The sequence below is a fragment of the Rhizobium sp. CECT 9324 genome, from assembly GCF_918741265.1.
GTDB lineage: Bacteria > Pseudomonadota > Alphaproteobacteria > Rhizobiales > Rhizobiaceae > Allorhizobium.
Window position 1 is genome coordinate 944444 of sequence record NZ_CAKKMZ010000001.1, and the last position, 24829, is coordinate 969272.

The window sequence follows — 24829 nt, forward strand, 5'->3', positions numbered from 1 at the left end:
TGGGAATATGGTCGGATCGCCAACAATTGTCAGGACCACACTATGATCGAGAACAAGAAGAAGCCGAACCCGATCGACATCCATGTAGGAAGTCGGATCCGTCTTCGTCGAACAATGCTGGGTATGAGCCAGGAGAAGCTGGGTGAAAGCCTCGGCATCACTTTTCAGCAGATCCAGAAGTACGAAAAGGGCACCAATCGCGTTGGTGCCAGCCGTCTCCAGAACATCTCAAACATACTGAATGTGCCGGTTTCCTTCTTCTTCGAGGACGCACCGGGCGAAAACAGTGTGACGGCATCCGGCATGGCAGAGGCCTCCAGCTCGAATTATGTTGTCGATTTCCTCTCTTCGTCGGAAGGGCTGCAGCTGAACCGCGCTTTCGTGAAAATTGGCGACCCCAAGGTCCGTCGTAAGATCGTCGATCTGGTCAAGGCACTGGCGGCGGAAGCCGATACGGAGTGAACAGTCTGATTTCAGTCAAAGAGAGCGGCCGATGGGCCGCTTTTTTTTGCCCAGATTTAAAGAAAATTATGCCCACATAAAGATATATTTATGTGGTTGTGTTCTTGTTTTTGGAACTTGAACTGAGTAACGATGCCACCATCCATTCTTTGAGGGGAATCCCGATGCGCGCCAATTATCTCTTTACCAGCGAATCCGTATCCGAAGGTCATCCGGACAAGGTCTGTGACCGCATCTCTGACGAAATCGTCGATCTCGTATATCGGGAAGCGGCAAAGACGGGCGTCGATCCCTGGTCGGTGCGCATCGCCTGCGAAACGCTGGCGACCACCAATCGTGTTGTCATCGCCGGTGAAGTTCGCCTGCCGGACAGCCTGCTGAAGAAGGACAAGGACGGCAATATCGCCAAGGATGCCTATGGCGACCCGGCCGTGAATCCGTCGAAGTTCAAGAGTGCTGCGCGCAAGGCCATCAAGGACATTGGCTACGAGCAGGACCGTTTCCACTGGAAAAATGTCAAGATTGACGTGCTGCTCCATGCACAGTCGGCCGACATTGCCCAAGGCGTTGACAAGGCTGCCGACCAGCAGGGTGCCGAAGGCGCCGGCGACCAGGGCATCATGTTTGGCTATGCCTGCAAGGAAACACCGGATCTCATGCCGGCTCCGATCTATTATTCGCACAAGATCCTGCAACTCCTCGCAACCGCCCGCAAGAAGGGCGAAGGCGATGCCGGCAAGCTTGGCCCGGACGCCAAGAGCCAGGTCACTGTTCGCTACGTCGACGGCAAGCCTTCGGAAGCTGTGTCGATCGTCCTGTCCACCCAGCATCTCGACGAGAGCTGGGATTCGAAGAAGGTTCGCGAGGTTGTCGAGCCTTACATCCGCGAAGCGCTCGGCGAACTGAAGATCGCGGACGATTGCAACTGGTACATCAACCCGACCGGCAAGTTCGTCATCGGTGGACCGGACGGTGACGCAGGCCTCACTGGACGCAAGATCATTGTCGACACCTACGGCGGCGCGGCGCCTCATGGCGGCGGCGCTTTCTCCGGCAAGGACACGACCAAGGTTGACCGTTCTGCCGCTTATGCCGCTCGCTATCTCGCCAAGAACGTCGTCGCTGCCGGCATCGCTGACAACTGCACGATCCAGATCTCCTACGCGATCGGCGTTGCCCAGCCGCTGTCGATCTATGTCGACCTGCATGGCACCGGCAAGGATGTCACCGAGGATCAGGTGGAAGCCGCGATCCGCAAGGTCATGGATCTTTCGCCGACCGGCATCCGCCGTCACCTTGACCTGAACAAGCCTGTTTATGCTAAGACGTCCGCCTATGGCCATTTCGGCCGCAAGGCTGGCCGCGATGGTTCCTTCTCCTGGGAGAAGCTCGATCTGGTCAAGCCGCTCAAGGATGCTCTTAAGGCTTGATTGAATGACGGATGCGGAACGCAAGACACGGTCGACCGAGGCTTTCTTCGGTCGACGCAAAGGCAAACCTCTGCGCGACCAGCAGGTCGAGCGCATGGGGACTCTCCTGCCGGCGCTGAAGGTCGATCTCGCATCCGTGGCGCCAGCCGATATCAAGTCCCTGTTCCCGCTTGCCGTCGACAGGGTTCGCCTTGAGATCGGTTTCGGCGGAGGCGAACATCTGGTTCACCGTGCGCGGACCAATCCAACGACCGGCTTCATCGGCGTCGAACCGTTCGTCAACTCCATGGCCAAGTTGTTGGCTGTGGTCGAAGCCGAAGACTTGAACAACATTCGCGTCCACGATGACGATGCGACCCAGTTGCTCGACTGGATGCCGGCGGAATGCGTCGACCAGATCGATCTGCTCTATCCCGACCCATGGCCGAAGAAGAAGCACTGGAAGCGGCGTTTCGTATCAGAGGTCAACCTGCAGCGTTTTCACAAGGTGCTGAAGCCGGGCGCAACGTTCTGCTTTGCCTCCGACATCGACACCTATGTCAACTGGACGCTGCAGCACTGCAAGGCGCATGGCGGCTTCGAGTGGACCGCACGCAATGCCACGGACTGGCTGACGCCTTATGACGGCTGGCCGGGAACGCGTTACGAGGCCAAAGCCCGCCGTGAAGGCCGCTCTTCGGCCTATCTGACCTTCAGGAAGATTTGAGCGCGTAGCGCTCGATTGGCGTTTCCACGTGGGGCCGACGCATCTGCAAGCGTCGGCGTCTCTAGTGCGTGCTGGTGTTGCGGTGCCGCAGACCAGCGTATCAGTGCAGCGAAACGGTCTTTAGATCGTCTTCTGCCGCCTTGAAAAACGTGCTGGAACGATTGTCGGTGAGCAGGATCGGCGTACCGTCTGCAGCAAAGAGTGCCCAGAGGTCAAGCGTAGGGTCGATGTCGGGGGCTTCTGGAAAGCAGCGCGAAACCTCGTCGGATTTCATCTTTCGGATATAACCCACTTCGCCAGCACCCAGATGGGCGAATTCTGACATGGTGATCCGGGCGTTGGCTTCTTTCAGTAACATTCCGAGGCTCCACGAATGAGGGAGATGCGGCAAATCAGGCCGATACCTCATAGTGATGCTGAAATGTTAATTTTTCTCACCACCTGCGCTGCCTCCGGCCGGATGAGCTCAATCGAAAGAAGCCCGTTGCGAAGGCTGGCCCCGGTCACCTCCAACCCGTCGTCAAGGGCAAAGATCCGCTGGAATTGTCGGGCTGCTATGCCTCGGAAAAGGTAGGATGGCTCGTCTCGATCGATCTGCTTGCCGCGCACGATCAACTGCTTTGCTTCGACGCTGACGTCCAGTTCCTCTTCGGAAAAACCGGCAACGGCCAGCGTAATTCGCAAGCGCTCAGGCCCGGATGCGGCCTGCAACCGCTCGATATCATAGGGAGGATAGCTGTCGCCGCCGCGAGGACGCCGCGCGAATCCGGCTTCGCTGAGGTCGAAGCTGACGATGAAACCTTCGCCCGGTAGTCTGCTCCTTGACATTCCATCCTCGATTGCGCTTTCGGCCGGGCGACCAGGCCCGGTATGACAGACATATGGGTGGCTCGGTGCGTCATCGCAAGGCGACCGGCGCTTGACAAAACCGGACAGCGGTTCCATCGCTCGCGCAGTCGTTATCAGGATTGCTTTTATATGAATCACCCCCGCAAGATCATCATCGATACTGACCCAGGTCAGGACGATGCCGCTGCCCTCATGCTCGCCTTTGCCAGCCCAGCCGAACTTGATGTGCTTGGCATCACCACGGTCGCCGGAAACGTGCCGCTCACCTTAACCAGCCGCAATGCCCGGATCGTCTGTGAACTCTGTGGTCGCCCGGATATGTCCGTCTTTGCCGGCGCCGACCGACCAATGGTGCGCAAGCTGGTGACGGCAGAGCATGTGCACGGCAAGACGGGCCTGGACGGCGCGGATTTGCCGGAGCCGACCATGCCGTTACAGGACCAGCACGCCGTCGACTTCATTATTGAGACGCTACGCCGCGAAGAGGCCGGCACCGTGACGCTGTGTACCCTGGGCGCGCTGACCAATATCGGTCTGGCTCTGCAGAAGGCGCCGGACATAGCCCCGCGCATCCGCGAGCTTGTCATGATGGGCGGCGGCTTCTTTGAAGGTGGCAACATCACTCCGGCAGCTGAGTTCAATATCTATGTTGATCCCCATGCGGCGGCGGCCGTGTTTGCAGCCGGGATCCCCGTTGTGATGATGCCGCTTGATGTCACCCACCAGCTCCTGACCAGGAAGACCCGTGTGGCCCGTATTGCAGAGATCGGCACGCCGGTTGCCAAGGCCATGGTTGGCTGGCTGGAATTCTTCGAGCGTTTCGACGAGGAGAAATATGGCTCGGACGGCGGCCCGCTGCATGATCCGACGGTGATTGCCTATCTGCTCAAGCCGGAACTGTTCGGTGGTCGTCATTGCAATGTCGAGATCGAGCTCGGTTCCGAGCTCACCATGGGCATGACCGTGGTTGATTGGTGGGGTGTGTCGGCGCGCGCAGCCAATGCCCAGGTTATGCGCGATGTCGACGCGGACGGTTTCTTCGACCTGCTTGTCGAACGTTTTGCCCGCCTCTGAGCGGTTGCTACCGATGAAAAAAAAGAGGCCGCCGGGATACCGGCGGCCTTCGTCACATCTAGTCCCAGGTTTACCTTCTCGGCTCAGAACTCTTCCCAGTCGTCGCCGCCACGCGAGCCGCCGGCCGCGGCCTTCTTCTGAGGCGGCTGGTAGCTTGCGACCGGTGTTCTGGCATGGGACCCCGTCGGACGGGCGGGCGCACGCATCGTCTGGGCGGCTGCCTGGAGGGCATGCACAGGGTTCCGCTGTCCGCCGACGGTAAACCTGGAAACCAGACCTTTGAGGTTTTCCGCCTCGCTGCGCAGGGTCATGCTGGCCGCTGTCGTTTCTTCGACCATGGCCGCGTTCTGCTGGGTCACCTGGTCCATCTGGTTGACCGCCGAGTTGACTTCCTTGAGGCCGGAGGCCTGCTCGCTGGCGGACGCCGAGATCTGCAGGATCAGGCTGTTGATCTGCATGACCTGATCGGAAATCTTTTGCAGCGTTTCGCCGGCCTGGCCGACCAGTTCGACACCGTCGCGGACCTGGGCACCGGAAGCATTGATCAGCGTTTTGATTTCCTTCGCGGCATTGGCCGAACGTTGTGCCAGTTCGCGCACTTCCTGGGCGACGACCGCAAAGCCCTTGCCGGCTTCGCCTGCACGGGCCGCTTCCACGCCGGCGTTGAGCGCCAGCAGGTTGGTCTGGAAGGCGATCTCATCGATGACGCCGATGATGCGCGAGATCTCCTGCGACGACTGTGCGATGCCCTGCATGGAGGTCACCGCCCGCTGGACCACTTCACCCGACTTCTCCGCATCTTGCACGGCAACACTCACGGTGTTCGCAGCGATACCGGCATTGTCGGCGCTCGAATGGACCTGCTCGGTCAATTCGTTGAGTGCGGCTGCCGTTTCTTCAAGGCTGGCAGCCTGCTGCTCGGTCCGCTTGGAGAGGTCTGCGGCACTTTCCGAGATCTCGCTGCTGCCGGCGCCGATATTGACGACGCTGACATTGACCGAGGCAATCGCCTGCTCGAGGCTGGCAAGTGCGTCGTTGAAGTCACGTTTGAGCGCTTCATAGTCAGCGGGGAAGTCGTCCCCGATACGGTAGGTCAGGTTGCCCTGGGACAACTGTGCCAGACCGTTGCCGAGGGCAGAGACCACGTGCTGCTGCACGGAGGCCGACTGGTTGCGTTCCTGCTCGGAACGCCGACGCTCGCCTTCGGCAGCGCCACGCTGCGCTTCGGCTTGTTCCGCCAGCGTATGGCTCTCGGCGAGACGATGGCGGAAACCTTCGAGCGCCTGTGCCACAAGACCGATTTCGTCCTTGCTGTCCTGACCGGAAACCGGTTCGGAATATTGCCCGGCACTCAGTGTCTGAACGCTGGCCACCAGCCCGCCAAGCGGTGTCTGGACGAAGGCGCGAACCGCGCAGTAGAGGGCGAACATCACGGCACCGAGAACGATCAGTCCTCCGATGACCATCATGTAGGTCTGGGCCTCCAGCGGCGCGTTGATCGCGGCATGCGGTACGTCGACGAGAACGACCCAATTGGTGTTCACGTCCGGCAGTGCAAAGGGGTAGACGACGCGGTCGAACGTGCCGTTGCCTTCATCCAGGCCCTTGATGACGCCACCGGCGAGCGACGTGATGGCGGATTTCACCAGGTCAGCACCCGTTCCGTCATAATCCTTCATCTGCAGATCCGGCGTCGGCGCGACAATCCATTTGCCCGCCTGCGAAAGCAGGGTGACACGGCCGGATCCGAACGGCTGCAACTTGTTCAGCTTGTCCGACATGGCCTTCAGCGAGATGTCCACGCCGCTGACGCCGATCAGCTTGCCGCCAACGGTGACAGGATAAGCAATCGAGGTCATTGCCGTATTTTCACCCGTCGTCGATTCGGCATAGGGCGGGGAGATCGCGCCCTTCAGGCTCTTGGCCGCCAGCGAATACCAAGGCGCGACATAATCGGAATCGAAGGTCGAGAAGGTGAAGCCGCCATCCTTGCTCTTCGTCCAGTACGGATTGAATGTTCCGTCTTTCGATGAGCCGAATTCAGGCTTGCCCGCCATGCTCGGCGACTGTCCGTCAAAGGCATTGGGCTCTTCGGCAAACCAGCTTCCGAAGGCAAAGGCGTTCTGCTCGACATTGGCTTTCAGCATGTCGACCACGGCCTTTCGGTCGACATATTTGCCGTCCTGGCCGCGGCCGATGACACCGGCCATCGAACGGGCAGCGCCGGCAAGTTCGCCGACGGCGGCGCCAACGTCTGTCGCAATGGCTTTGGCTTCGGCATTGGCCTGATCCATCGTCAGCGTCTCGACGCGATTGCGGGTCTGCGAGATGAGGAACAGGTTCGATACAAATAGCACGACGGCAATGGCGACGCCGGTGACGAGAATAAGTTTGGCTGCCAGGGATTTCATTCTGAAAATGGACATTAGGTCCTCACGGTCACATGGAGGATTAATGCATCGGATGCGCATGATGCGCTCGCAAGGCAAGGAGATGCCCCGTCATGGAGCAGGAGGGGTTCAGTCTCCGGGCCATTTCGATCACCGCCCGGCGTCGTCCCGGAAGATGAATCCCAATCTCTAAACTTTGAGTAAAAACTTATCTGGAAACGCCCGGAAACCAGGAGGTTTCATGGTAAATTCTTGAAGATTTGACGCCCAAGACATTTCATGTCCTGGCTGCGACATCCTCGGCCGTGGGAATGGAGGGCTGAGCACCCGCTTTCAGGCAGGCGAGCGAACCCGCGACGGCTGCACGACGCAAGGCAGCGTCAAAATCCAACCCCTGATCCAGGCTCGCGGCGAGATAGCCGCAGAATGTATCGCCAGCGCCGACAGTATCCACTGGCTCGATCTTCAATCCCTTCGCACGATGCAGTGCGCCCTCGTATGCGGCGACCACACCGTCACCGCCAAGCGTGACGATCAGCGTCTGTTTCGACTTGCGATGCATGTCGAGCATCAGTGCTTCTCGGGCATCCGCCGCCAGTTGCGCCGTGCCGGTCAACAATTCGAATTCCGTCTCGTTGGCAATGACGATATCGGCAAGCGCCGCCAGTGCTGCCGCTTCTGGTGTCAAAGGTGCGGTATTGAGGACTGTGCGCACGCCGCGTGCCCTGGCAGCCTTCAGCGCCGCTTCGACAGCGTCAGCCGGAACCTCGAGTTGAAGCATCAAGAGGTCCGTGGAGGAAAGAGCCGAAACGGCTGCTTCTGCCTGGGCAACGTCGACAAGGCCATTGGCGCCCGGCACGACGGCAATCATGTTCTCCCCATCGCCGCCGACCAGGATCAATGCCGTACCCGTCGGGCCGTCTTCGTGGCGAACGCCGGAAAGGTCGGTTCCCGCCTTGTCGAGAAGGTCGAGTGCCGGACCGGCAAACGCGTCCGGGCCGACAGCCCCGACCATGCGCACGCTGGCACCGGCGCGCCGTGCGGCAAGCGCCTGGTTCGCACCCTTGCCGCCGGCAGCTGTCGCAAAGCCGGTGCCGGATACCGTCTCGCCGGGCTTCGGCAGCCGCGGCGTGTTAGCAACCAGATCCATGTTGATGGAGCCGAAAACGGTGATCATGCGCGTAGCCTCTCTTTTTCTACGCTCTTTTGAACCAGGCGATCAGTCCTCGTCAACAACCCTGAGCTTGAGCAAGCCGGTCCGGCTCTCGACCGCCTTCGCAGGCGTCTCTTCTTCCTCGATCCGCCCGCCGGGTATCTCGAATTCCATCGCCTCGATCTTCGCCCCGCGTCGCGCGAGCTTGTCGGAGGATGTCAGGATCTGGTCGACGTCCTTTTGCGCCGCGAGGAAATGGCCTTGCAGCTTGCGTGTTCGATCATCCAGCCGGTTGAGGTCCTCCATCAGCCGGATCACTTCGCCCTGGATCAGGTGGGCCTGCTCGCGCATGCGCTGGTCCTTCAAGACGGCCTGGATCACCTGGATCGATAGCATCAGCAGCGACGGCGAGACGATAACAACGCGCTGCTTGTGGGCCCTCTGCACGACGTTCTCGAAATTCTCGTGAATTTCGGCGAAGATCGATTCCGATGGCACGAACAGGAAGGCCATCTCCTGGGTCTCGCCGGCAATCAGGTATTTTTCCGAAATGTCGCGGATGTGCACCTCCAGATCGCGGCGGAACTGTTGGCTCGCGATCTTCTTCTGCTCCGGCGTCTCACCGTCGCGGATCGCGTTCCAGGCCTCCAGGGGAAACTTGGCATCGATCACCAGTGGCGGCGAATTGTTCGGCATGCGGATCGTGCAGTCCGGCCGCATGCCGTTAGATAGCGTGGCCTGGAAGGTAAACGCGCCCATTGGCAACCCGTCGGCAACGATAGTCTCCATGCGCGACTGGCCAAAGGCGCCGCGGGTCTGCTTGTTCGACAGGATGGCCTGCAGCCCGACCACGTCCTTCGCCAGCGACTGAATGTTGTTTTGCGCCGCATCGATCACGGCGAGCCGTTCCTGCAGGCTTCGCAGATTGTCATGCGTCGATTTCGTCTGCTCGGTGATTGTCGTGCCAAGACGATGCGTCATGCCATCCAGCCGTTGGCTGATCGATTGATTGAGTTCTGCCTGGCGACTGCCGAACACGTCGGCCATGGTTGCCAGCCGCCCTTGCATTTCGGCCTGCGCCTTGAGCAACTCGCCGAGCCGGGCTTCCGCCGCCTGCTCCCGTCGCAGGGTTTCCGCCTGTTGCCACAGTCGCGCGCGCCCGGAGCGCCAGACGGCCCACCCCAGCAACACGAAAGGAATGGCAATCAGCGCCAGCGCGAAGCCAGCCAGCACCATGGGCGAAAGGGTGACTGAGCCGATGGTCACCGCCGGAAACTGGAATGCGTTCATCAGTCCAGTCTAGCAGATTCGTTCTGCCGGAATAGATCAAAGAGTGAACATTCGCCCAAACCCTGCCGTCTCGACAACCACGTCGAAAATAATTTTTGCAGCCAGATTTGATGAAGCGCAATTCGATAAAACCGAAATGGCTGTTTTCCGTTCATTTCAACAGGGCGCAACCGAAATGCTCTAAAACAGCGTTTTCTCGGCAACCAAAAGTTTACCATTTAAGCATCTCTTGAAGTAAATACATCAGCACTCGCTGATGAAACCAAGACGAGAGCGCAGAAACATCATGACGTCGAACGAAGACAATGTAGTCCTGAAGGCACGGCTTAAATTCCTCGGTCTGGACGACAAGGCACGCGACACATTGCGTCGCCTTGGGCCCGTGATTCGCAAGAATGTCGGTGCCGCCCTGGATGTGTTCTACGCTCAGGTTCGCAAGACGCCAGAGACGGCTGCCTTCTTCAAGGGCGAGGACCACATTCGCAGTGCAAAGGGACGTCAGGAACAGCATTGGGGTATCGTCGCCAACGCCGATTACAATGAAACCTATGTGCAGGGCGTCACCATGGTCGGCAAGGCCCATGCCCGCATCGGCCTGGAGCCGCGCTGGTATATCGGCGGCTATGCGCTTCTGCTCGAGCAACTGGTCCATGCGGTAGCACGAGATCGTTGGCCAAGCCGCTTCGGCAGGCAGAATGCGCCACAGATGGCCGACGAGATTTCGGTCATCGTCAAGGCAGCGCTTCTCGACATGGACTATTCGATCTCCGTCTATCTCGATATTCTCGCCGCCGAGCGCAAACAGGCGGAAGAAGCCCGGCTGAAGGCGGAGGCCGAGCAGGCCGTCGCCCTGGCGGCGCTTCGCAGCGTCTTGACCAAGCTCGCCTCGGGCGATCTGGCAGCCCGTCTGAGCGATGATATGCCGGCAAACTTTGTCGAGATGGCCAAGGACTACAACAGCTCGGTCGCTTCGCTGCAGGCGACGATCAGCACGGTTCGCGGCGCAGCCGAAGAGATATCTCGTTCGACCTTCGCCATTTCTTCCGCCACCAATGATCTGGCGCAGCGCACCGAACAGCAGGCAGCCGGCCTCGAAGAGAGCACGGCAGCACTTCACGATCTGACCCAGAACGTCACGCTGACAGCGGATGGCGCCCAGAAGGCCTCAATGGTCGTCGGTGTTGCGCTGACGGAAGCGCGCGTATCCGAAGAAGTCGTGTCGCGTGCGGTCGAAGCCATGGGCGCCATCGAGAAGTCATCCGATGGCATTTCCAAGATCATCGGCGTCATCGACGAGATTGCCTTCCAGACCAATCTCCTCGCCCTGAATGCGGGTGTAGAAGCGGCCCGCGCCGGCGAAGCGGGGCGTGGTTTTGCGGTCGTTGCCCAGGAAGTCCGTGAGCTTGCCCAGCGCTGCGCAAGTGCGGCCCGGGAAATCAAGGGTCTGATCTCGCAGAGCTCTAGCCAGGTGCAGACCGGCGTCGGCCTGGTCAACAATGCCGGCGAGGCATTGGAGAAGATCATCATTCGTATCGGCGAGATCAACGACATCGTCTCCAAGATCGCATCGGCCGCAGCCGACCAGTCCGGCGGCCTGCGCGAGGTCAATACCTCGATCAGTTCAATGGACCAGATCACCCAGCGCAACGCGGCGATGGTCGAGGAAACCTCGGCCCAGACCGTGACGCTGAGCGACGAGGCGCAAAGACTGGTTGCCGCGCTTGAGGGCTTCAAGACGCACAGTGGCGGTCACGTTGGCAGCCGCGATCGTGACCAGGCCGCATACCGGCGGGCGGGCTGAGGTCAAGTCTCGGCGCGGTCGTTTAGTCTCTGTTTAGGATAACCATGGTAGGTGTAACGACAATCCGGGACCACCGGCACATCCAACGCCTCCTGATGGAATCATGACCCAGAATCCAAACGCCGACCTGACCGAACGCCTCGACTTTCTCGAAATCGATGACAAGACCCGGGCGACGCTCAGCGAGTTGCGCCCGACCATCAACGACACCATCGGCGGCGCGCTGGATAAATTTTACGCCAAGATCGGGCGCACGGCGAAACTCTCCGGCTTCTTCAGCGGCAAGTCGCACATGGCTTCCGCCAAGAATGCCCAGATGGCCCATTGGGACAAGTTGGCCAAGGGTGGCTTCGACGCGGACTATGTCAAAGGCGTAACATCCGTCGGCAAGACGCATGCGCGCATCGGCCTTGAGCCGCGCTGGTATATCGGTGGCTACTCCATGCTGGTCGGCGAACTCGCCGCCGGCATCCTGGTCAAGCACTGGCCTTTCCCGTTCGGCAAGCAGCATGCCCACGCCCTGGCCGACAAGCTCAAAGCTGTGGTCAAGGCAGCGATGCTGGACATGGACTATTCGATCTCCGTCTATCTGCAGGAACTGGATGCACGACGCGTGCAGCTTGAGGAGGAACGGCAACGTTTCGAAGCAGACCAGGCCATCGCCATGGAGCATTTGCGCAAAGGCCTGGAGGCGCTGGCACAGGGCGATTTCGAAGCCCGCATGACCAGCGACCTGCCGCAGAATTTCAAGGAAATGGCCGGCTTCTACAATGACACGGTCGACCGTCTGAATGCATCGTTTGCCGCGATCCGCCGCGCATCGGATGAGATCCTCGATGGCACCGAGACCATCGCCCATGCCTCGGGCGAATTGGCCAACCGCACAGCCAGACAGGCAACCGGCGTCCAGCAAAGCTCGACGGCTCTGCAGCAGCTCTCGGTGAGCGTCAGCCAGACGGCCGCCAATGCGGAACGCGCTTCAATGACTGTTCGCGAAACCCAACACCAGGCACAATCTTCCGGAGACGTCGTTTCGCGTGCCGTGTCCGCCATGGGTGCGATTGAAAAATCCTCGACGGAAATCTCCAAGATCATTGGCGTCATCGACGAGATTGCCTTCCAGACCAACCTTCTGGCGCTGAATGCCGGCGTCGAGGCAGCCCGTGCCGGTGAAGCCGGCAAGGGTTTTGCTGTCGTGGCGCAGGAAGTCCGTCAGCTTGCCCAGCGCAGCGCCGATGCTGCCAAGGCCATCAAACAGCTGATCTCGCAGAGCTCCAATCAGGTCAAGGAGGGTGTCAGCCTCGTCTCGGGCACCGGTGATGCCTTGACCGACATCATCACCCGTATTGATGCGATCAATGCGTTTGTCTCCGACATTGCGACCGCCGCCAAGGACCAGGCTATGGGCCTGAACGAGGTTAATCAGGCGACCCGCAACATGGATCATCTGACCCATGAAAACAGCGATATGGTCGAGCGGACCTCCGAAGAAACACGCCGTCTTCGCGCCGAAGTGGCCGGGCTGGTCGAGTTGCTGAGCCATATTCGCACCCGTTCGACCGAGCATTCTGCGGCAAAGCCCCGTACTTCTTCCCTGAGATCTGGCCACCGAGCCGCTTGAGACACAGAAAACGGAGCGAAATCGTGCGTTTTTCGATTTCCTCCGTTTCGATCTTGCGCTAAGGGAGGCCCATGACGATAAAGCCTCTCATCATCCTCCCCGATCCCCTGCTGCGTCAGGTATCCCAGCCCATTGAACGGGTGCATGCCGATATCCGCAAGCTGGCCGAAGACATGCTTGAAACCATGTATGAGGCGCCAGGTATCGGCCTTGCCGCCATCCAGGTCGGCGTCGCGCGTCGCATGTTGGTCATCGATATCTCCAAGGAAGGCGACGAGCGCGAGCCGCTTGTTTTCATCAATCCGGAGATTGTCCGTTCATCCGACGAGTACTCGGTCTATGAAGAGGGTTGCCTCTCGATACCCGACTATTATGCCGAGGTTGAGCGACCTGCCTCAATCACGGTGAAGTCCCTCGACCGTGAGGGCCGCGAAACTCTGACCGAGGCCGACGGCCTGCTGGCAACCTGCCTGCAGCATGAAATCGACCATCTCAACGGTGTGCTGTTCATCGACCACATTTCCCGCCTGAAGCGCGAGATGGTGATCAAGAAATTCACCAAGGCCTCCAAGTCGAAGCTTTGATCCCGCCGCGCCCTTTGCGGGCGCGCGCTTCTTCCGGTTATGAAGGCGAGACGCCATGTCACTTCGCATCATCTTCATGGGCACGCCGGATTTTTCCGTAGCGACCCTCAAGGCGCTGGCCGAGGCCGGCCACGAGATCGCAGCCGTCTACACCCAGCCGCCGCGTCCCGGTGGCCGCCGTGGTCTCGATCTGCAGAAATCTCCGGTCCACCAGGCGGCCGAGGAACTCGGCCTGCCTGTCTTCCATCCGGCCAACTTCCGCGACCCTGCCGACCGTGACCATTTCGCTGCCCTGAAGGCCGATGTCGCCGTGGTCGTTGCCTATGGCCTGCTGCTGCCGGAGGCAATTCTGAATGGCACGCGGCTCGGCGCCTACAATGGTCATGCTTCGCTTTTGCCGCGCTGGCGGGGGGCCGCTCCGATCCAGCGGGCAATCATGGCCGGCGATCGACAGACCGGCATGATGGTGATGAAGATGGACAAGGGGCTCGACACCGGCCCTGTCGGACGCACGAAAGTGGTCGACATCGAGCCGAATATGACGGCCGGTGAATTGCACGATCGCCTGAGTGCTGTTGGCGCCGCGACCATGGTCGATGCCATGGCGGCACTCGAAGCCGGCACGTTGACAACAGTCGCGCAGCCGGAAGAGGGCGTGCTTTACGCCGCCAAGATCGACAAGGGCGAAACCCGTGTCGATTTATCGAGATCAGCGGCAGAGGTTCACAATCATATCCGCGGGCTCGCGCCGTTTCCCGGCGCCTGGACCGAGATTTTGATCAACGGCAAGCCGGAGCGCGTCAAGCTGCTTGCATCCGAAGTGTCTGACACCGGGAGCGCGGGTACTGCACCGGGCACAGTACTTGACGAACATCTGGCCGTCGCCTGCGGTTCTGGCGCCGTCCGGCTGGTCCGCCTGCAGAAGGCCGGTGGAAAGCCGCTTTCCGCCGAGGATTTCCTCCGCGGAACGCCATTGCCGCCGGGCACGGTGATCGCCTGATGCCGCGTTTTCGCTTGTGCGTCGAATACGATGGCACCCCCTATGTTGGCTGGCAGCGCCAGGACAATGGACCTTCGGTTCAGGGCGCGTTGGAAAAAGCCATTCTTGCCTTGAGCGGCGAGACGGTGGTGATCCGTGGCGCCGGCCGCACCGATTCCGGTGTCCATGCCATGGGGCAGGTCGTGCATGCCGATCTGTCGCGCGATTGGGTGCCGGCTAAGCTGCGCAACGCGTTGAACGCTCATCTTGGAATGGCTGGAGAAAGCGTCGCCGTCATCGAGGTCCGGGCTGCTCCGGATGATTTCGATGCCCGTTTCTCGGCCCTGCGCCGTCATTATCTTTACCGAATCATTTCACGGCCCGCACGACTGGCCCTGGAAGCGCAGCGTGCGTGGTGGGTCCCCAAGCCGCTCGATCATCTCGCCATGCATGAGGCTGCCCAGCAACTGGTCGGTCATCACGACTTCACCACCTTTCGCTCGACCCATTGCCAGGCCAAGAGCCCGATGCGCACGCTGGATCGCCTTGATGTCAGCCGGACGGGTGATCTGATCGAGATCCGGGCAACGGCCCAGAGTTTCTTGCACAATCAGATCCGTTCCTTTGCCGGCACGCTCAAGCTTGCCGGCGAGGGCAAGATGTCGCCGGCTGACGTTCGGGCTGCATTGAATGCCCGTGATCGATCCGCCTGTGGACCAGTGGCCCCGCCCGACGGCTTGTTCTTCATGAAGGTCGACTATCCGGGCGACGAGTGATGCGTCTGCTTATCGTATGGTGTATCTCGGCCTTGTCATCCAGCGTCAAATAAAATATCCATATTTCTGTAATTCCGGAAATATGGAGAGAATTATGCCAGTGACCAACGATCACAACCCTGCCTGCGGCACGTCGCGCAACACGCTGGATGGCAAAGTCGTTCAGTCTGTCGGTGTTGCCCGATGAGCGAGGAGACGCGGCGCGCGGGCCACGACACGCCTAGCATCGATGATGCACAATTCCGCCTGGTCGATGACCTTCGCCTGCATCAGCCGGAACGCATGACTCATCCGCCGCGCATCCTCATTCTCTATGGCTCGCTGCGCAAGGTCTCCTATTCAAGGCTTCTGGCTGAGGAAGCGGGGCGCATCCTGAAGCGTTTTGGCTGCGAGGTCAGGTTCTTCGATCCGAGCGGATTGCCGCTTGCCGATGCCGTTGAACCAGCACATCCCAAGGTGCAGGAACTACGCGAACTGTCGCTTTGGTCGGAGGGACAGGTCTGGTCCTCGCCGGAGCGCCATGGCGCGATGACCGGCCTTATGAAGACCCAGATCGACTGGTTGCCGCTGTCCATGGGCGCGGTGCGTCCGACGCAGGGGCGTACGCTTGCCTTGATGCAGGTGAGCGGTGGATCTCAGAGTTTCAACAGTCTCAACCAGATGCGCGTGCTCGGCCGATGGATGCGCATGTTCACCATTCCGAACCAATCCTCTGTTCCGAAAGCTTTCACGGAATTTGATGCCGATGGCCGAATGAAGCCGTCCGCCTACTATGAGCGGGTTGTTGATGTGATGGAGGAACTGGTCAAGTTTACGCTGTTGTTGCGTGAGCGCTCCGACTATCTGGTCGAACGCTATTCGGAAAGGGTCGAAACGGCAGCCGAACTGTCGAAACGCGTCAACCAGACGTCGATATGAGCCTCAGCCGGGATAGACCCCGAGATAACGTTCCAGCATCTCGGCAATCAGCATGGAGGGCACGAGAAGCACCATGGTCACTGTTGCCACGCTCAGAATGTGATCGCCGATGATCATCTGGAGGATGCGAAAAAGCACCACGATCAGGGTCAGCATCAGCAGGAACCACAGCAGGGCGATCAATCCGCTCAGGGCTGGAATCAGCATCATCAGGAGGACAAGCACGGCATAGGAAAACGAAACCGGCAGTGAAAGCCAATTGGCCACCACCACGATGGGGGCGAATTTTTCCCCGATACCGATCATCCAGCACAATATGCCGACCAGGATGATGGGCAGAACCCAGTTCATCGCTTCAACCATCATCAGCCGGAAATAGAAGAGGCCGCCAACGCTTGCGCCTTCCGGCAGTGTGCCGGAAAACAACATCCGCCACCAGATGAACGACACAACGATGGCGGGCAGGGCCCAGCCGATCGCCCAAAAGGATCGCAGGGCGCCGCGGTCCGAGAGATCGAGATAGGTGAAGCCGGCCGCGTCCCTCTTGAACAGCAACCAGAGCCCCATCAGATAGAACTCGACCTCTTTAAGTGTCGGCATGAGCGAACCATTGTTCGATGAAGGTCTTGTAGATTGTCGTCAGAGTCTCGAGATCGCCGACAGCGACACGCTCGTCGACCATGTGCATGGTCTGCCCTACAAGTCCGAATTCCACCACCGGGCAGTAGTCCTTGATAAAGCGGGCATCCGATGTCCCGCCGGTCGTCGACAGCGTCGGCGTGCGCCCGGTCACCGTTTCGATGGCGCTCGACAGCGAAGCGATCAGACTGTTGCTGCGTGTCAGAAAAACATGGCTCGGTCGCTCCGACCATGCCATTTCGTAAGCCATCGGCCCGCGACCCGGACGAAGTGTCGAATCTGTCGCTGCAGCATCCAGCCGGCGCAGGATTTCGGCCTGGACCGTTTCGGCCGTCCAGTGGTCGTTGAAGCGGATGTTGAACCTGAAACTTGCCGACGCCGGAATGACATTGGTTGCCGGATTGCCGACATCGATGGTTGTCACTTCCAGATTGGACGGCTGGAAATTGTCCGAGCCTTCGTCGAAGGCCGGCGTCATCAGGCTTTCGGCAAAGCGCAGCGCGCCGCGCACCGGATTGTCTGCCAGATGCGGATAGGCGGCATGTCCCTGCACGCCGCGCACGGTGACGGTGCCCGATACCGATCCGCGCCGGCCGATCTTGATCATCTCGCCCAACTGGTTCGGATTGGTCGGTTCGCCGACCAGGCAGGCATCCCAGCGCTCGCCGCGCTCAGCCGCCCATTGCAACAGCTTTGTCGTCCCATTGACCGCCGGACCTTCCTCGTCACCGGTGATCAGCAGTGAGACCGAGCCCTGTGGCGCGCCGTTTTCTTCGAGCAGGCGGGCATAGGCCGCGATGAAGCAGGCAATTCCGCCCTTCATGTCGACGGCACCGCGGCCATAAAGCATACCGTCGGCAATCTCGCCAGCGAAGGGACCATGCGTCCAGTCGGTGGTCTGGCCTACCGGCACGACGTCGCTATGGCCGGCAAACATCAGATGCGGCCCGCTCGCGCCGGTCCGGGCATAGAGATTTTCGATGTCGGGCGTGCCGGTATCCGAATGCACCATGCGATCCACATGAAAACCGAGCGGCTTCAGCAGTGTTTCGATGACGCCGAGCGCGCCACCCTCTGCAGGCGTGACAGACGGGCAGCGGATCAGGGCCTGCAGGACATCGACGGGATTTGTAGCGATCATGATGACCAATGAGTAATGGTGGCGCACCGGCGCGGGAAGAGCATGGCCTAGACTTAGCCCATGCATGAAACGCTGTCATCCGCCACAGCGACGCGCAAGTGTCGCGGGGCGCCGGAAAGAAGACGCCGGGACTTGGCGTCCCGGCGGGTGATGGCGCTTAGTCGCGCAGCAGTTCGTTGATGCCGGTCTTCGACCGTGTCTTGGCATCGACACGCTTGACGATCACGGCGCAGTAGAGGTTCGGGGCAACCACGCCGTTGGGCATGACATTGCCGCTGCCCATCGAACCTGCGACCACGACCGAATACGGCGGAACTTCGCCATAGGTGACTTCGCCGGTGGCGCGATCGACGATCTTGGTCGACTTGCCGATGAATACGCCCATGCCGAGCACCGAGCCTTCACGCACGATGCAGCCTTCGACAACTTCCGAACGGGCACCGATGAAGCAATTGTCCTCGATGATCGTTGGTCCTGCCTGCATCGGCTCCAGCACGCCGCCGATGCCGACGCCGCCCGACAGATGCACATGGCGGCCGATCTGGGCGCAGGAGCCGACGGTGGCCCAGGTGTCGACCATCGTGCCTTCGCCGACATAGGCGCCGAGATTGACGAAGGACGGCATCAGGATGGCGTTCGGCGCGATATAGGCCGAGCGGCGCACGACCGCGTTCGGAACGGCGCGGAAACCGGCAGCGCGGAATTCGCTCTCGCCCCAGCCTTCGAACTTCGATGGTACCTTGTCCCACCAGGTCGAGGCACCCGGACCACCCTTGACCACATCCATGTCGTTAAGGCGGAAGGACAGGAGCACGGCTTTCTTCAGCCACTGGTGAACCGTCCAGTTGCCGTCCTCGCCACGGGTGGCAACACGCGCCTTGCCGCTGTCGAGCAGGTTGAGCGCCTCGTCCACGGCGTCACGGATCTCGCCTTTGGTACCGGTCGATACGGTGTCGCGGTTGTCGAAAGCCGCGTCAATGACGTGTTCGAGACTGGTGAGATCGAGTGCGCTCATCTGAATTCCTTAAACTTCCTTGGCTAATCTTGGCGACGGAAACGATCGGGATCGATCGGAAACTGGCGAATTGCTCTACCGCATTCAACGGCGGTTGGAAACAGCCGGAAACGCCCTACGTTTCTGCATGGAAGGATATGGAATGGCAAAGCTAAAGAATGGCCGGCATCGGCGCAACGATGGGGTCTGGGATCCGCTCAAGGACAGCACGACCGATCGTCGCAGCGCGGAGGTTGTGCCCCGCACCCCGCAATCGGAATCACCCTCCTACCGGCTCGCCTATGCCGACAATGATTTCCTCTGCCGCGAGGAACTTCGACCGATCCGGCTGCAGCTGGAATTGCTGAAGACGGAGATGATCCTCACCGAGCGCAACATCAAGTCGACCGTTGTGATGTTTGGCGGTGCCCGTATTCCGGCACCCGGCCAAAGTGCCTGGGCGGCGCGCAACGAATTGCAGAAGCAGAACCTCGAAGCGGCTTCCGTATACTACGACGAAGCACGAAAGTTCGCTCGCCTGTGTTCGGAGCATTCCGCCCGCAGTGCCTATCAGGAATATGTCGTGGTCACCGGCGGTGGACCGGGTGTCATGGAAGCCGGCAATCGCGGCGCATCCGAAGTGGGCGCCCCGTCTGTCGGGCTAAACATCGTGCTGCCGCACGAGCAGGCTCCCAATCCCTATGTCACGCCGGAACTCAGCTTCAACTTCCACTATTTTGCCATCCGCAAGATGCACTTCCTCATGCGGGCAAAGGCGATTGCAATCTTTCCAGGTGGTTTCGGCACGCTGGACGAATTCTTCGAGGCTGTAACGCTGATCCAGACAAAGCGCATGGCGCCGATCCCGCTGATCCTGTTTTCCAAGAATTTCTGGCATAGCATGATCAATTTCGACGGGCTGGCAGAATTCGGCACCATTGCCCCGGAGGATTTGAACCTCCTGCAATTTGCCGAGACGGCGGAGGATGCCTGGCGCATCGTTGCGGATTTTTACGACCTGAACGAAGAAGCGGCCCCATAAGGGGCCGCCGGAGTTTCGCTATTTCTGCAGCTTAGCGCATCATCCACATCGGACGCTTGGGCATGTCGTCGACCGAAATGACGCCATCCTTGTTGCGGTCGGCCCGTTCGAACATCTTGTCGATCATCGTCATGGCCTCGGCCTGGTTGATCTGACCGTTCTGGTCGGTATCGGCAACACGGATCATCCGGCCCGGTCCGCGATCACCAGGTCCGCGGGGTCCGTCACGGTCGGCCATGTCGCGACCGCCATGGCGCTTGCCGTCATGGTGTTTGCCGTGATGCGGCTTGCCGTCCGGCCCGCGGCTGTCGTCCTGGGCCTGTTCGTCGCCAGGTCCACCTGGCGGCGGCGGCGCAACCTCGTCGGCATCGTCTTCATCCGCCACGGCGCTTTCCTTGAGTTCGGCCTTGAGCTGTTCACGCATCGTTTCGCGGTGCTTGCGGAATTCGCCCGGCGTAATCGAACCATCCTTGTCGGCATCGATCGAGACAAACAGGGTTTCGCCTGAGGCTTTGGCCTCGTCCTTGGTAATCTTGCCGTCCTTGTTGGTGTCGAACTGCTGCAACATCCGGACGAACATAACTTCACGGCCGCCCGGAGGTCCGCGACGACCATCGCGATCCTGTGCAAGTACGGCGCTGGCCGAGGTTCCGATCAGCAATGAGCCGGCGACGGCTGCTAAAGTGAAGAACTTACTTGTCATCTTGTGGTCCTTTCGGGGTCCTGTTTCAGTCAGGAAACCCTATCGGCGCGATGCAAGCCATCCTACTTAAACATCGGTAACATGGATGAAACTTTGGTAAGCTTCGACTTTCTTAGCCGGTGATCGGCTGCAGCCGCTCCAGGAAGCCGGCCAGATCGTCCGTGATATAGTCGACGCTGTCGGGATCGACATGCTCGACCCGTTCCCAGGTCTCCAATATTGCCGTACCGAGATTGCGCGGCACCAGAAGCACCGTTTTCATCCCCAAAGCCTTCGGCACCAGGAGATTGCGTGGCAGGTCCTCGAACATTGCCGCCTTTTGCGTATCGATGCGGTTCAGGCTGGCAAACTTGTCATAGGTCGCACCTGCGGGCTTCGGCTGGTAGTCCGCCGCCACGATGTCGAAGATGTCGTCGAAATGGTCGAGAATGCCGAGCGCCCGGGCGGCAGCCTGCGCATGCGCGACGGTTCCATTGGTGAAGATGAACTTGCGACCCGGCAATTGCTTGATGGCCTCGCCGAGTGCGACATCCGGCAGCAGCGCCGAATAATCGATCGCATGGGCGCGCTCCAGAAACGCGTTGGGATCCACATTGTGATGCAGCATCAGGCCTGCCAGCGTCGTGCCATGCTCATGATAGTACCGCTTCTGCAGCAGCTTGGCCTCGGCCGGCTCCAGTTGCAGCAGTTCGGCGACAAATGCCGCCATGTTCCTGTCGATCTGCGCGAAGAGATCGACATGATGCGGATAGAGCGTGTTGTCGAGGTCGAAGACCCAGTCGCGGACATGGGCGAAATCAGCGGGCGAGGGGAGTTTTGCAGGTGTGTTCATGGACCTATCTCTGCCATGCAAGAGGCAGAAAGGAAACTACCCCTCACGCAATAGCTGCGCGCCCTTGGCGTACCACATGGGACTGTGTTAACGCCGCTTGATGGAATTCTGGGCAATCATCACCTTCGGCAGCGCCTTCCTGCAGAACATGCGGTCGGCACTTCAGAAACATCTCAAGGGCAAGATGGGCACGACGGGGGCAACCTTCGTGCGCTTCGGCTTTGGCCTGCCATTCGCTTTTCTCTATCTCGGCTTGCTGCATCTTGCCTTCGATCGTCCGATGCCGGCGCCGGACGGCCATTTCGCTGTCTGGGCCATGCTCGGAGCCTTGGCCCAGATCGCTGCGACTTTCCTGCTTGTTCATCTGTTTTCGTTCCGCAACTTCGCGGTGGGTACAGCCTATTCGCGCACCGAACCCGCCCAGGCAGCATTGATCGCGCTGACCCTGTTCGGCGAAACGGTCAGGCTTCCGGTGGTCGGCGCAATCGGCGTGTCGATCGTCGGCGTGATGCTGGTTTCCGTCGCCCGTACCGAACTGACCTTGAAGTCGCTGGTCACCTCGCTCGGCAGCCGCACCGCGATCATCGGTCTGACTTCAGGCTTCTTTTTCGGCATGTCCGGGATTTCCTACCGCGCCGCATCGCTCTCGCTCGAACCCAGCCTGCCCGCACCCGATTCGATCATGCAGGCGAGCTTCACGTTGGCGGTCGTCATTGTCATCCAGACGCTCACCATGCTGGCCTGGATGGTTTGGCGCGAGCCGCAGGAATTGTCGCGTATCCGTGCGGCCTGGAAAACCAGCGTTCTGGTCGGCTTTGTCGGTGCAACCGCATCATTCGGCTGGTTCATCGCCATGACCTTGCAGCAGGTCGCTGTCGTCAAGGCCGTCGCACAGGTGGAAATGCTCTTCACCTTCGCGTCCTCGGTCCTGGTCTTCAAGGAGAAGATCAACCGTCTGGAGATCGCCGGCTGCGTTCTGATCGTCGCCGGCGTTCTCCTGCTTCTGGTCGCCTGAGACCTACGGAACGAGCAGTGTGCCGGCACCGGCTTCGGTGAACAGTTCGAGCAGCACGGAATGCGCCGTCTTGCCGTTCAGGATGACCACGCCCTGCACGCCGGCCTTGATGGCCTCGATGCAGGTCTCGACCTTGGGGATCATACCACCGGAAATCGTACCGTCCTTGATCAAGGCATGGGCCTGGGCGACCGACAGTTCCTTGATCAGTGTGCCGTTCTTGTCGAGCACGCCAGGGACGTCGGTGAGGAACAGCAGGCGCGAGGCATTCAGCGCGCCGGCGATCGCACCGGCAAAGGTGTCGGCATTGATGTTATAGGTCGCGCCGTCGCGGCCAGGCGCCACCGGTGCGATGACCGGGATCATTTCCGAGCGGGCGAGCAGGTCGAGAAGCGTGCGGTCGACTTCGACCACTTCGCCGACAAAGCCGAGATCGAGGACGCGCTCGATATTGCTGTCGGGATCGCGAACCTTCTTCTGCGCCTTTTCGGCAAAAACCATGTTGCCGTCCTTGCCGCAGAGGCCGATCGCCCATTCGCCGGTCTGGTTGATCAGAGCGACGATTTCCTTGTTGATCGAACCGGCAAGAACCATCTCGACGATTTCGACCGTCTTCTGGTCGGTCACGCGCAGGCCGTTCTCGAAGCGCGATTCGATGCCCATCTTGGCGAGCATGGCGCCGATCTGCGGGCCACCGCCATGCACGACGATCGGGTTGACCCCCGACTGCTTCAAAAGCGCGATATCGGCAGCAAAAGCCTTGCCCAGTTCCGGATTGCCCATGGCATGGCCGCCGTATTTGACGACGATTGTCTTGTTTTCATAACGCTGCATGAAGGGAAGGGCCTGCACCAGCAGTCTTGCCTGCATCTCACTCTCGGAAGCCGTCATCGGGAAAACCTCTTTTTGGATCGCGGCCTTTTAGCGCAAGTCGGGCCGGGATGGAATGATTGCCCTGCAATATAAGAGTGTGATGACACGCTTCTTTGTGGCTGCGCATTGCCGCGGCCGGTGCGCGCGCTATATGGCGCGTCGAAGTTGGGTGGGAAATTCATGGAACGCGATGATATCGCCGAATTGCTGGGCCGGGTGGCACTACACGACCGGGCCGCATTTTCCTTGATCTACAAACGCTATGCGGCGAAACTTTTTGCAATCTGCATCCGTATCTTGAAAGATAGGAATGACGCTGAAGAGGCGTTGCAGGATGTCTTCGTTAAAGTTTGGCAGAAGGCTGGCAGCTACACCGGCGATGGCGCAAATGCATCGGCCTGGCTGGCTGCGGTCGCCAGGTACCATTGCATCGATCGGCTGCGCGCGCGAAAGCCGCACGGCGATAGTCTGGATGCGGCGGCGGAATTGCCGGACCTCGGACTGGATCCCGAGAGCCATGCAGTCCTGCGTTCGGAAGGCGCACGCATTGACAGCTGTCTGGAAGCATTGGATCCTGACCGCGCGAAAGCCGTGCGCCAAGCCTATGTGGACGGAATGTCCTATCAGGAGCTTGCAGAAAGCTTTGCAGTTCCATTGAATACGATGCGTACGTGGCTGCGGCGCAGCCTGTTGAAACTGAGAGAGTGCATGGATGGCAACGCCCGACCAGAGCAAGGGTGACCGATCGCGCGACGAAGTGCTCGCGGGGGAATATGTCCTGGGCGTCCTGAACCTGTCAGAGCGCCAGCAGGTGGAAGTGCGTCTGCGTCACGATCGGCCGTTCGCCGCCATCGTCCGCCGGTGGGAAGCCAACCTTGCGCATTTCAATGTCGACTACGATGAAGAGACGCCGCCGGATGTCACCTTCGCGGAAATCGAACGAAGAATTTTCGGACCCGGTGCACCGCGCGCATCGAGCAACCTTATTGAAGGCATCTGGAATTCATTGCCCGTCTGGCGGGCCCTGAGCGTCGCTGCGATCGGTACTCTTGCCTTTGTGTTCGGTCTGGATTGGGCAAGCGAACTACGACCAAGGCCGTCACAACAGATGACGGCTGAGCTCGCTGGCAAGGATAGTGCCATCAGCCTGATCGCCCACTATGACGGTGCGTCCGGTCACTTGGCCATGACACCGGTCGCCACTGGCGGAGCGAATGAGAAATCCCTTGAGCTCTGGCTGGTCGAAGGTGAACAGCCCCCAATTTCGCTGGGCGTCTTGCCGCAGACCGGCCAGGGCGAGATCCTGATCCCGGAAACGATGCGCACGCGTCTGGCGGATGGCGTCGTGCTTGCCGTCAGCGTTGAGCCCTTCGGCGGTTCGCCGACGGGCAAGGCGACTGGTCCGATCGTGGCTGCCGGAGAAATTTCGCAATAAAAACATGAGCCAATCAAATGGGCTGCCGCTGTTTTGCAAATTCTTCCGGGTTCGCTGAAACTAAAATTTGATCCCCTCCGTCCTTTGTTGTGTTCCCCAAGAGGGAAGAACAACGCCATCCG

General features: G+C 60.0%; 25 protein-coding genes. 14 read left to right on the top strand and 11 right to left on the bottom strand.

What is annotated here, in order from left to right:
• The first annotated feature begins 42 nt into the window (after positions 1-42).
• The 3 genes from LQ231_RS04495 (at position 43) to trmB (ending at position 2598) form a co-directional block, all read left to right on the top strand.
• Positions 43-462, top strand: coding sequence for a helix-turn-helix domain-containing protein (locus LQ231_RS04495; protein WP_007602517.1), 420 nt, complete (start codon positions 43-45; stop codon positions 460-462).
• Positions 463-626: 164 nt separating this feature from the next.
• Positions 627-1892, top strand: a complete 1266-nt coding sequence (gene metK, locus LQ231_RS04500; protein WP_113143091.1) for a methionine adenosyltransferase — start codon at positions 627-629, stop codon at positions 1890-1892.
• A gap of 4 nt (positions 1893-1896) precedes the next feature.
• Positions 1897-2598 carry a tRNA (guanosine(46)-N7)-methyltransferase TrmB gene (gene trmB, locus LQ231_RS04505; protein ID WP_230170449.1) on the top strand — a complete coding sequence of 234 codons (702 nt, stop codon included), beginning with the start codon at positions 1897-1899 and terminating at the stop codon, positions 2596-2598.
• Positions 2599-2698: 100 nt separating this feature from the next.
• On the opposite strand, the gene LQ231_RS04510 is transcribed toward trmB, so the two are convergent.
• Both LQ231_RS04510 and LQ231_RS04515 read right to left on the bottom strand, forming a co-directional pair.
• Positions 2699-2956: a DUF1150 family protein gene (locus LQ231_RS04510; RefSeq protein WP_113143093.1), complete on the bottom strand. Its 258-nt coding sequence runs from the start codon at positions 2954-2956 to the stop codon at positions 2699-2701.
• 47 nt (positions 2957-3003) lie between these two features.
• Positions 3004-3426, bottom strand: coding sequence for an Hsp20 family protein (locus LQ231_RS04515; RefSeq protein ID WP_230170450.1), 423 nt, complete (start codon positions 3424-3426; stop codon positions 3004-3006).
• Between the two features lie 150 nt (positions 3427-3576).
• Here LQ231_RS04515 and LQ231_RS04520 point away from each other — a divergent pair, with 150 nt between their 5' ends.
• The gene (locus tag LQ231_RS04520) at positions 3577-4521 is read left to right on the top strand and encodes a nucleoside hydrolase (protein ID WP_230170451.1); all 945 of its coding nucleotides are present in this window, start codon (positions 3577-3579) and stop codon (positions 4519-4521) included.
• A gap of 83 nt (positions 4522-4604) precedes the next feature.
• On the opposite strand, the gene LQ231_RS04525 is transcribed toward LQ231_RS04520, so the two are convergent.
• The 3 genes from LQ231_RS04525 to LQ231_RS04535 all read right to left on the bottom strand — a co-directional run bounded on the left by LQ231_RS04525 (position 4605) and on the right by LQ231_RS04535 (position 9354).
• Positions 4605-6947: a methyl-accepting chemotaxis protein gene (locus LQ231_RS04525; RefSeq protein WP_230170452.1), complete on the bottom strand. Its 2343-nt coding sequence runs from the start codon at positions 6945-6947 to the stop codon at positions 4605-4607.
• Positions 6948-7188: 241 nt separating this feature from the next.
• Positions 7189-8088 (bottom strand): ribokinase, encoded by a 900-nt coding sequence (locus LQ231_RS04530; RefSeq protein WP_230170453.1) that lies wholly within the window; start codon positions 8086-8088, stop codon positions 7189-7191.
• A 42-nt stretch (positions 8089-8130) separates the two neighbouring features.
• Positions 8131-9354, bottom strand: coding sequence for a DNA recombination protein RmuC (locus tag LQ231_RS04535; RefSeq protein ID WP_230170454.1), 1224 nt, complete (start codon positions 9352-9354; stop codon positions 8131-8133).
• A 286-nt stretch (positions 9355-9640) separates the two neighbouring features.
• Between LQ231_RS04535 and LQ231_RS04540 the strand changes: the two genes are divergently transcribed.
• The 6 genes from LQ231_RS04540 to arsH all read left to right on the top strand — a co-directional run bounded on the left by LQ231_RS04540 (position 9641) and on the right by arsH (position 16033).
• On the top strand, positions 9641-11155 hold the full coding sequence (locus LQ231_RS04540; protein WP_230170455.1) for a globin-coupled sensor protein: 1515 nt from the start codon (positions 9641-9643) through the stop codon (positions 11153-11155).
• Positions 11156-11258: 103 nt separating this feature from the next.
• Positions 11259-12776: a globin-coupled sensor protein gene (locus LQ231_RS04545; protein WP_230170456.1), complete on the top strand. Its 1518-nt coding sequence runs from the start codon at positions 11259-11261 to the stop codon at positions 12774-12776.
• 71 nt (positions 12777-12847) lie between these two features.
• Positions 12848-13360, top strand: coding sequence for a peptide deformylase (gene def, locus LQ231_RS04550; protein WP_230170457.1), 513 nt, complete (start codon positions 12848-12850; stop codon positions 13358-13360).
• Between the two features lie 55 nt (positions 13361-13415).
• Positions 13416-14360, top strand: coding sequence for a methionyl-tRNA formyltransferase (gene fmt / locus LQ231_RS04555; protein ID WP_230170458.1), 945 nt, complete (start codon positions 13416-13418; stop codon positions 14358-14360).
• The gene (gene truA / locus LQ231_RS04560) at positions 14360-15115 is read left to right on the top strand and encodes a tRNA pseudouridine(38-40) synthase TruA (RefSeq protein ID WP_230170459.1); all 756 of its coding nucleotides are present in this window, start codon (positions 14360-14362) and stop codon (positions 15113-15115) included. The genes fmt and truA overlap by 1 nt, the downstream gene beginning before the upstream one ends.
• A 183-nt stretch (positions 15116-15298) precedes the next feature.
• Positions 15299-16033, top strand: a complete 735-nt coding sequence (arsH, locus tag LQ231_RS04565; RefSeq protein WP_230170460.1) for an arsenical resistance protein ArsH — start codon at positions 15299-15301, stop codon at positions 16031-16033.
• 3 nt (positions 16034-16036) lie between these two features.
• On the opposite strand, the gene LQ231_RS04570 is transcribed toward arsH, so the two are convergent.
• From LQ231_RS04570 to dapD, 3 genes are all read right to left on the bottom strand, one after another.
• Entirely contained in the window at positions 16037-16633 is a 597-nt protein-coding gene (locus tag LQ231_RS04570) for a hypothetical protein (RefSeq protein ID WP_230170461.1), read from the bottom strand.
• Positions 16620-17813 carry a succinyl-diaminopimelate desuccinylase gene (gene dapE / locus LQ231_RS04575; RefSeq protein ID WP_230170462.1) on the bottom strand — a complete coding sequence of 398 codons (1194 nt, stop codon included), beginning with the start codon at positions 17811-17813 and terminating at the stop codon, positions 16620-16622. The genes LQ231_RS04570 and dapE overlap by 14 nt, the downstream gene beginning before the upstream one ends.
• A gap of 157 nt (positions 17814-17970) precedes the next feature.
• Complete coding sequence (gene dapD / locus LQ231_RS04580; protein WP_230170463.1) at positions 17971-18828, bottom strand: 2,3,4,5-tetrahydropyridine-2,6-dicarboxylate N-succinyltransferase; 858 nt, start codon at positions 18826-18828, stop codon at positions 17971-17973.
• Positions 18829-18970: 142 nt separating this feature from the next.
• Between dapD and LQ231_RS04585 the strand changes: the two genes are divergently transcribed.
• Positions 18971-19849: an LOG family protein gene (locus LQ231_RS04585; protein WP_162742713.1), complete on the top strand. Its 879-nt coding sequence runs from the start codon at positions 18971-18973 to the stop codon at positions 19847-19849.
• A 31-nt stretch (positions 19850-19880) separates the two neighbouring features.
• Here the strand turns inward: LQ231_RS04585 and LQ231_RS04590 are convergent, their stop codons facing one another.
• Both LQ231_RS04590 and LQ231_RS04595 read right to left on the bottom strand, forming a co-directional pair.
• Entirely contained in the window at positions 19881-20552 is a 672-nt protein-coding gene (locus LQ231_RS04590) for a calcium-binding protein (RefSeq protein WP_230170464.1), read from the bottom strand.
• Between the two features lie 112 nt (positions 20553-20664).
• Positions 20665-21384: a pyrimidine 5'-nucleotidase gene (locus LQ231_RS04595; protein ID WP_113143107.1), complete on the bottom strand. Its 720-nt coding sequence runs from the start codon at positions 21382-21384 to the stop codon at positions 20665-20667.
• 100 nt (positions 21385-21484) lie between these two features.
• Here LQ231_RS04595 and LQ231_RS04600 point away from each other — a divergent pair, with 100 nt between their 5' ends.
• On the top strand, positions 21485-22399 hold the full coding sequence (locus LQ231_RS04600) for an EamA family transporter (RefSeq protein WP_230170465.1): 915 nt from the start codon (positions 21485-21487) through the stop codon (positions 22397-22399).
• 3 nt (positions 22400-22402) lie between these two features.
• Here LQ231_RS04600 and argB read toward each other — a convergent pair whose 3' ends face one another.
• Positions 22403-23290 (bottom strand): acetylglutamate kinase, encoded by an 888-nt coding sequence (argB, locus tag LQ231_RS04605; RefSeq protein WP_230170466.1) that lies wholly within the window; start codon positions 23288-23290, stop codon positions 22403-22405.
• Positions 23291-23452: 162 nt separating this feature from the next.
• Here argB and LQ231_RS04610 point away from each other — a divergent pair, with 162 nt between their 5' ends.
• Positions 23453-24013, top strand: a complete 561-nt coding sequence (locus LQ231_RS04610) for a sigma-70 family RNA polymerase sigma factor (protein ID WP_230170467.1) — start codon at positions 23453-23455, stop codon at positions 24011-24013.
• Positions 23985-24707, top strand: coding sequence for an anti-sigma factor (locus LQ231_RS04615; protein WP_230170468.1), 723 nt, complete (start codon positions 23985-23987; stop codon positions 24705-24707). Before LQ231_RS04610 ends, LQ231_RS04615 begins: the two co-directional genes overlap by 29 nt.
• Positions 24708-24829 lie beyond the last annotated feature (122 nt).

Coding starts and splice junctions, on each gene's coding strand:
- LQ231_RS04515 (WP_230170450.1), bottom strand. CDS start 3,426: ATGTCAAGGAGCAGACTACCGGGCGAAGGTTTCATCGTCAGCTTCGAC.
- LQ231_RS04545 (WP_230170456.1), top strand. CDS start 11,259: ATGACCCAGAATCCAAACGCCGACCTGACCGAACGCCTCGACTTTCTC.
- argB (WP_230170466.1), bottom strand. CDS start 23,290: ATGACGGCTTCCGAGAGTGAGATGCAGGCAAGACTGCTGGTGCAGGCC.
- LQ231_RS04510 (WP_113143093.1), bottom strand. CDS start 2,956: ATGTTACTGAAAGAAGCCAACGCCCGGATCACCATGTCAGAATTCGCC.
- LQ231_RS04525 (WP_230170452.1), bottom strand. CDS start 6,947: ATGTCCATTTTCAGAATGAAATCCCTGGCAGCCAAACTTATTCTCGTC.
- LQ231_RS04520 (WP_230170451.1), top strand. CDS start 3,577: ATGAATCACCCCCGCAAGATCATCATCGATACTGACCCAGGTCAGGAC.
- LQ231_RS04495 (WP_007602517.1), top strand. CDS start 43: ATGATCGAGAACAAGAAGAAGCCGAACCCGATCGACATCCATGTAGGA.
- LQ231_RS04535 (WP_230170454.1), bottom strand. CDS start 9,354: ATGAACGCATTCCAGTTTCCGGCGGTGACCATCGGCTCAGTCACCCTT.
- LQ231_RS04595 (WP_113143107.1), bottom strand. CDS start 21,384: ATGAACACACCTGCAAAACTCCCCTCGCCCGCTGATTTCGCCCATGTC.
- arsH (WP_230170460.1), top strand. CDS start 15,299: ATGAGCGAGGAGACGCGGCGCGCGGGCCACGACACGCCTAGCATCGAT.
- LQ231_RS04610 (WP_230170467.1), top strand. CDS start 23,453: ATGGAACGCGATGATATCGCCGAATTGCTGGGCCGGGTGGCACTACAC.
- LQ231_RS04615 (WP_230170468.1), top strand. CDS start 23,985: ATGGCAACGCCCGACCAGAGCAAGGGTGACCGATCGCGCGACGAAGTG.
- LQ231_RS04570 (WP_230170461.1), bottom strand. CDS start 16,633: ATGCCGACACTTAAAGAGGTCGAGTTCTATCTGATGGGGCTCTGGTTG.
- dapE (WP_230170462.1), bottom strand. CDS start 17,813: ATGATCGCTACAAATCCCGTCGATGTCCTGCAGGCCCTGATCCGCTGC.
- LQ231_RS04590 (WP_230170464.1), bottom strand. CDS start 20,552: ATGACAAGTAAGTTCTTCACTTTAGCAGCCGTCGCCGGCTCATTGCTG.
- LQ231_RS04540 (WP_230170455.1), top strand. CDS start 9,641: ATGACGTCGAACGAAGACAATGTAGTCCTGAAGGCACGGCTTAAATTC.
- LQ231_RS04530 (WP_230170453.1), bottom strand. CDS start 8,088: ATGATCACCGTTTTCGGCTCCATCAACATGGATCTGGTTGCTAACACG.
- def (WP_230170457.1), top strand. CDS start 12,848: ATGACGATAAAGCCTCTCATCATCCTCCCCGATCCCCTGCTGCGTCAG.
- LQ231_RS04585 (WP_162742713.1), top strand. CDS start 18,971: ATGGCAAAGCTAAAGAATGGCCGGCATCGGCGCAACGATGGGGTCTGG.
- metK (WP_113143091.1), top strand. CDS start 627: ATGCGCGCCAATTATCTCTTTACCAGCGAATCCGTATCCGAAGGTCAT.
- LQ231_RS04600 (WP_230170465.1), top strand. CDS start 21,485: ATGGAATTCTGGGCAATCATCACCTTCGGCAGCGCCTTCCTGCAGAAC.
- fmt (WP_230170458.1), top strand. CDS start 13,416: ATGTCACTTCGCATCATCTTCATGGGCACGCCGGATTTTTCCGTAGCG.
- truA (WP_230170459.1), top strand. CDS start 14,360: ATGCCGCGTTTTCGCTTGTGCGTCGAATACGATGGCACCCCCTATGTT.
- trmB (WP_230170449.1), top strand. CDS start 1,897: ATGACGGATGCGGAACGCAAGACACGGTCGACCGAGGCTTTCTTCGGT.
- dapD (WP_230170463.1), bottom strand. CDS start 18,828: ATGAGCGCACTCGATCTCACCAGTCTCGAACACGTCATTGACGCGGCT.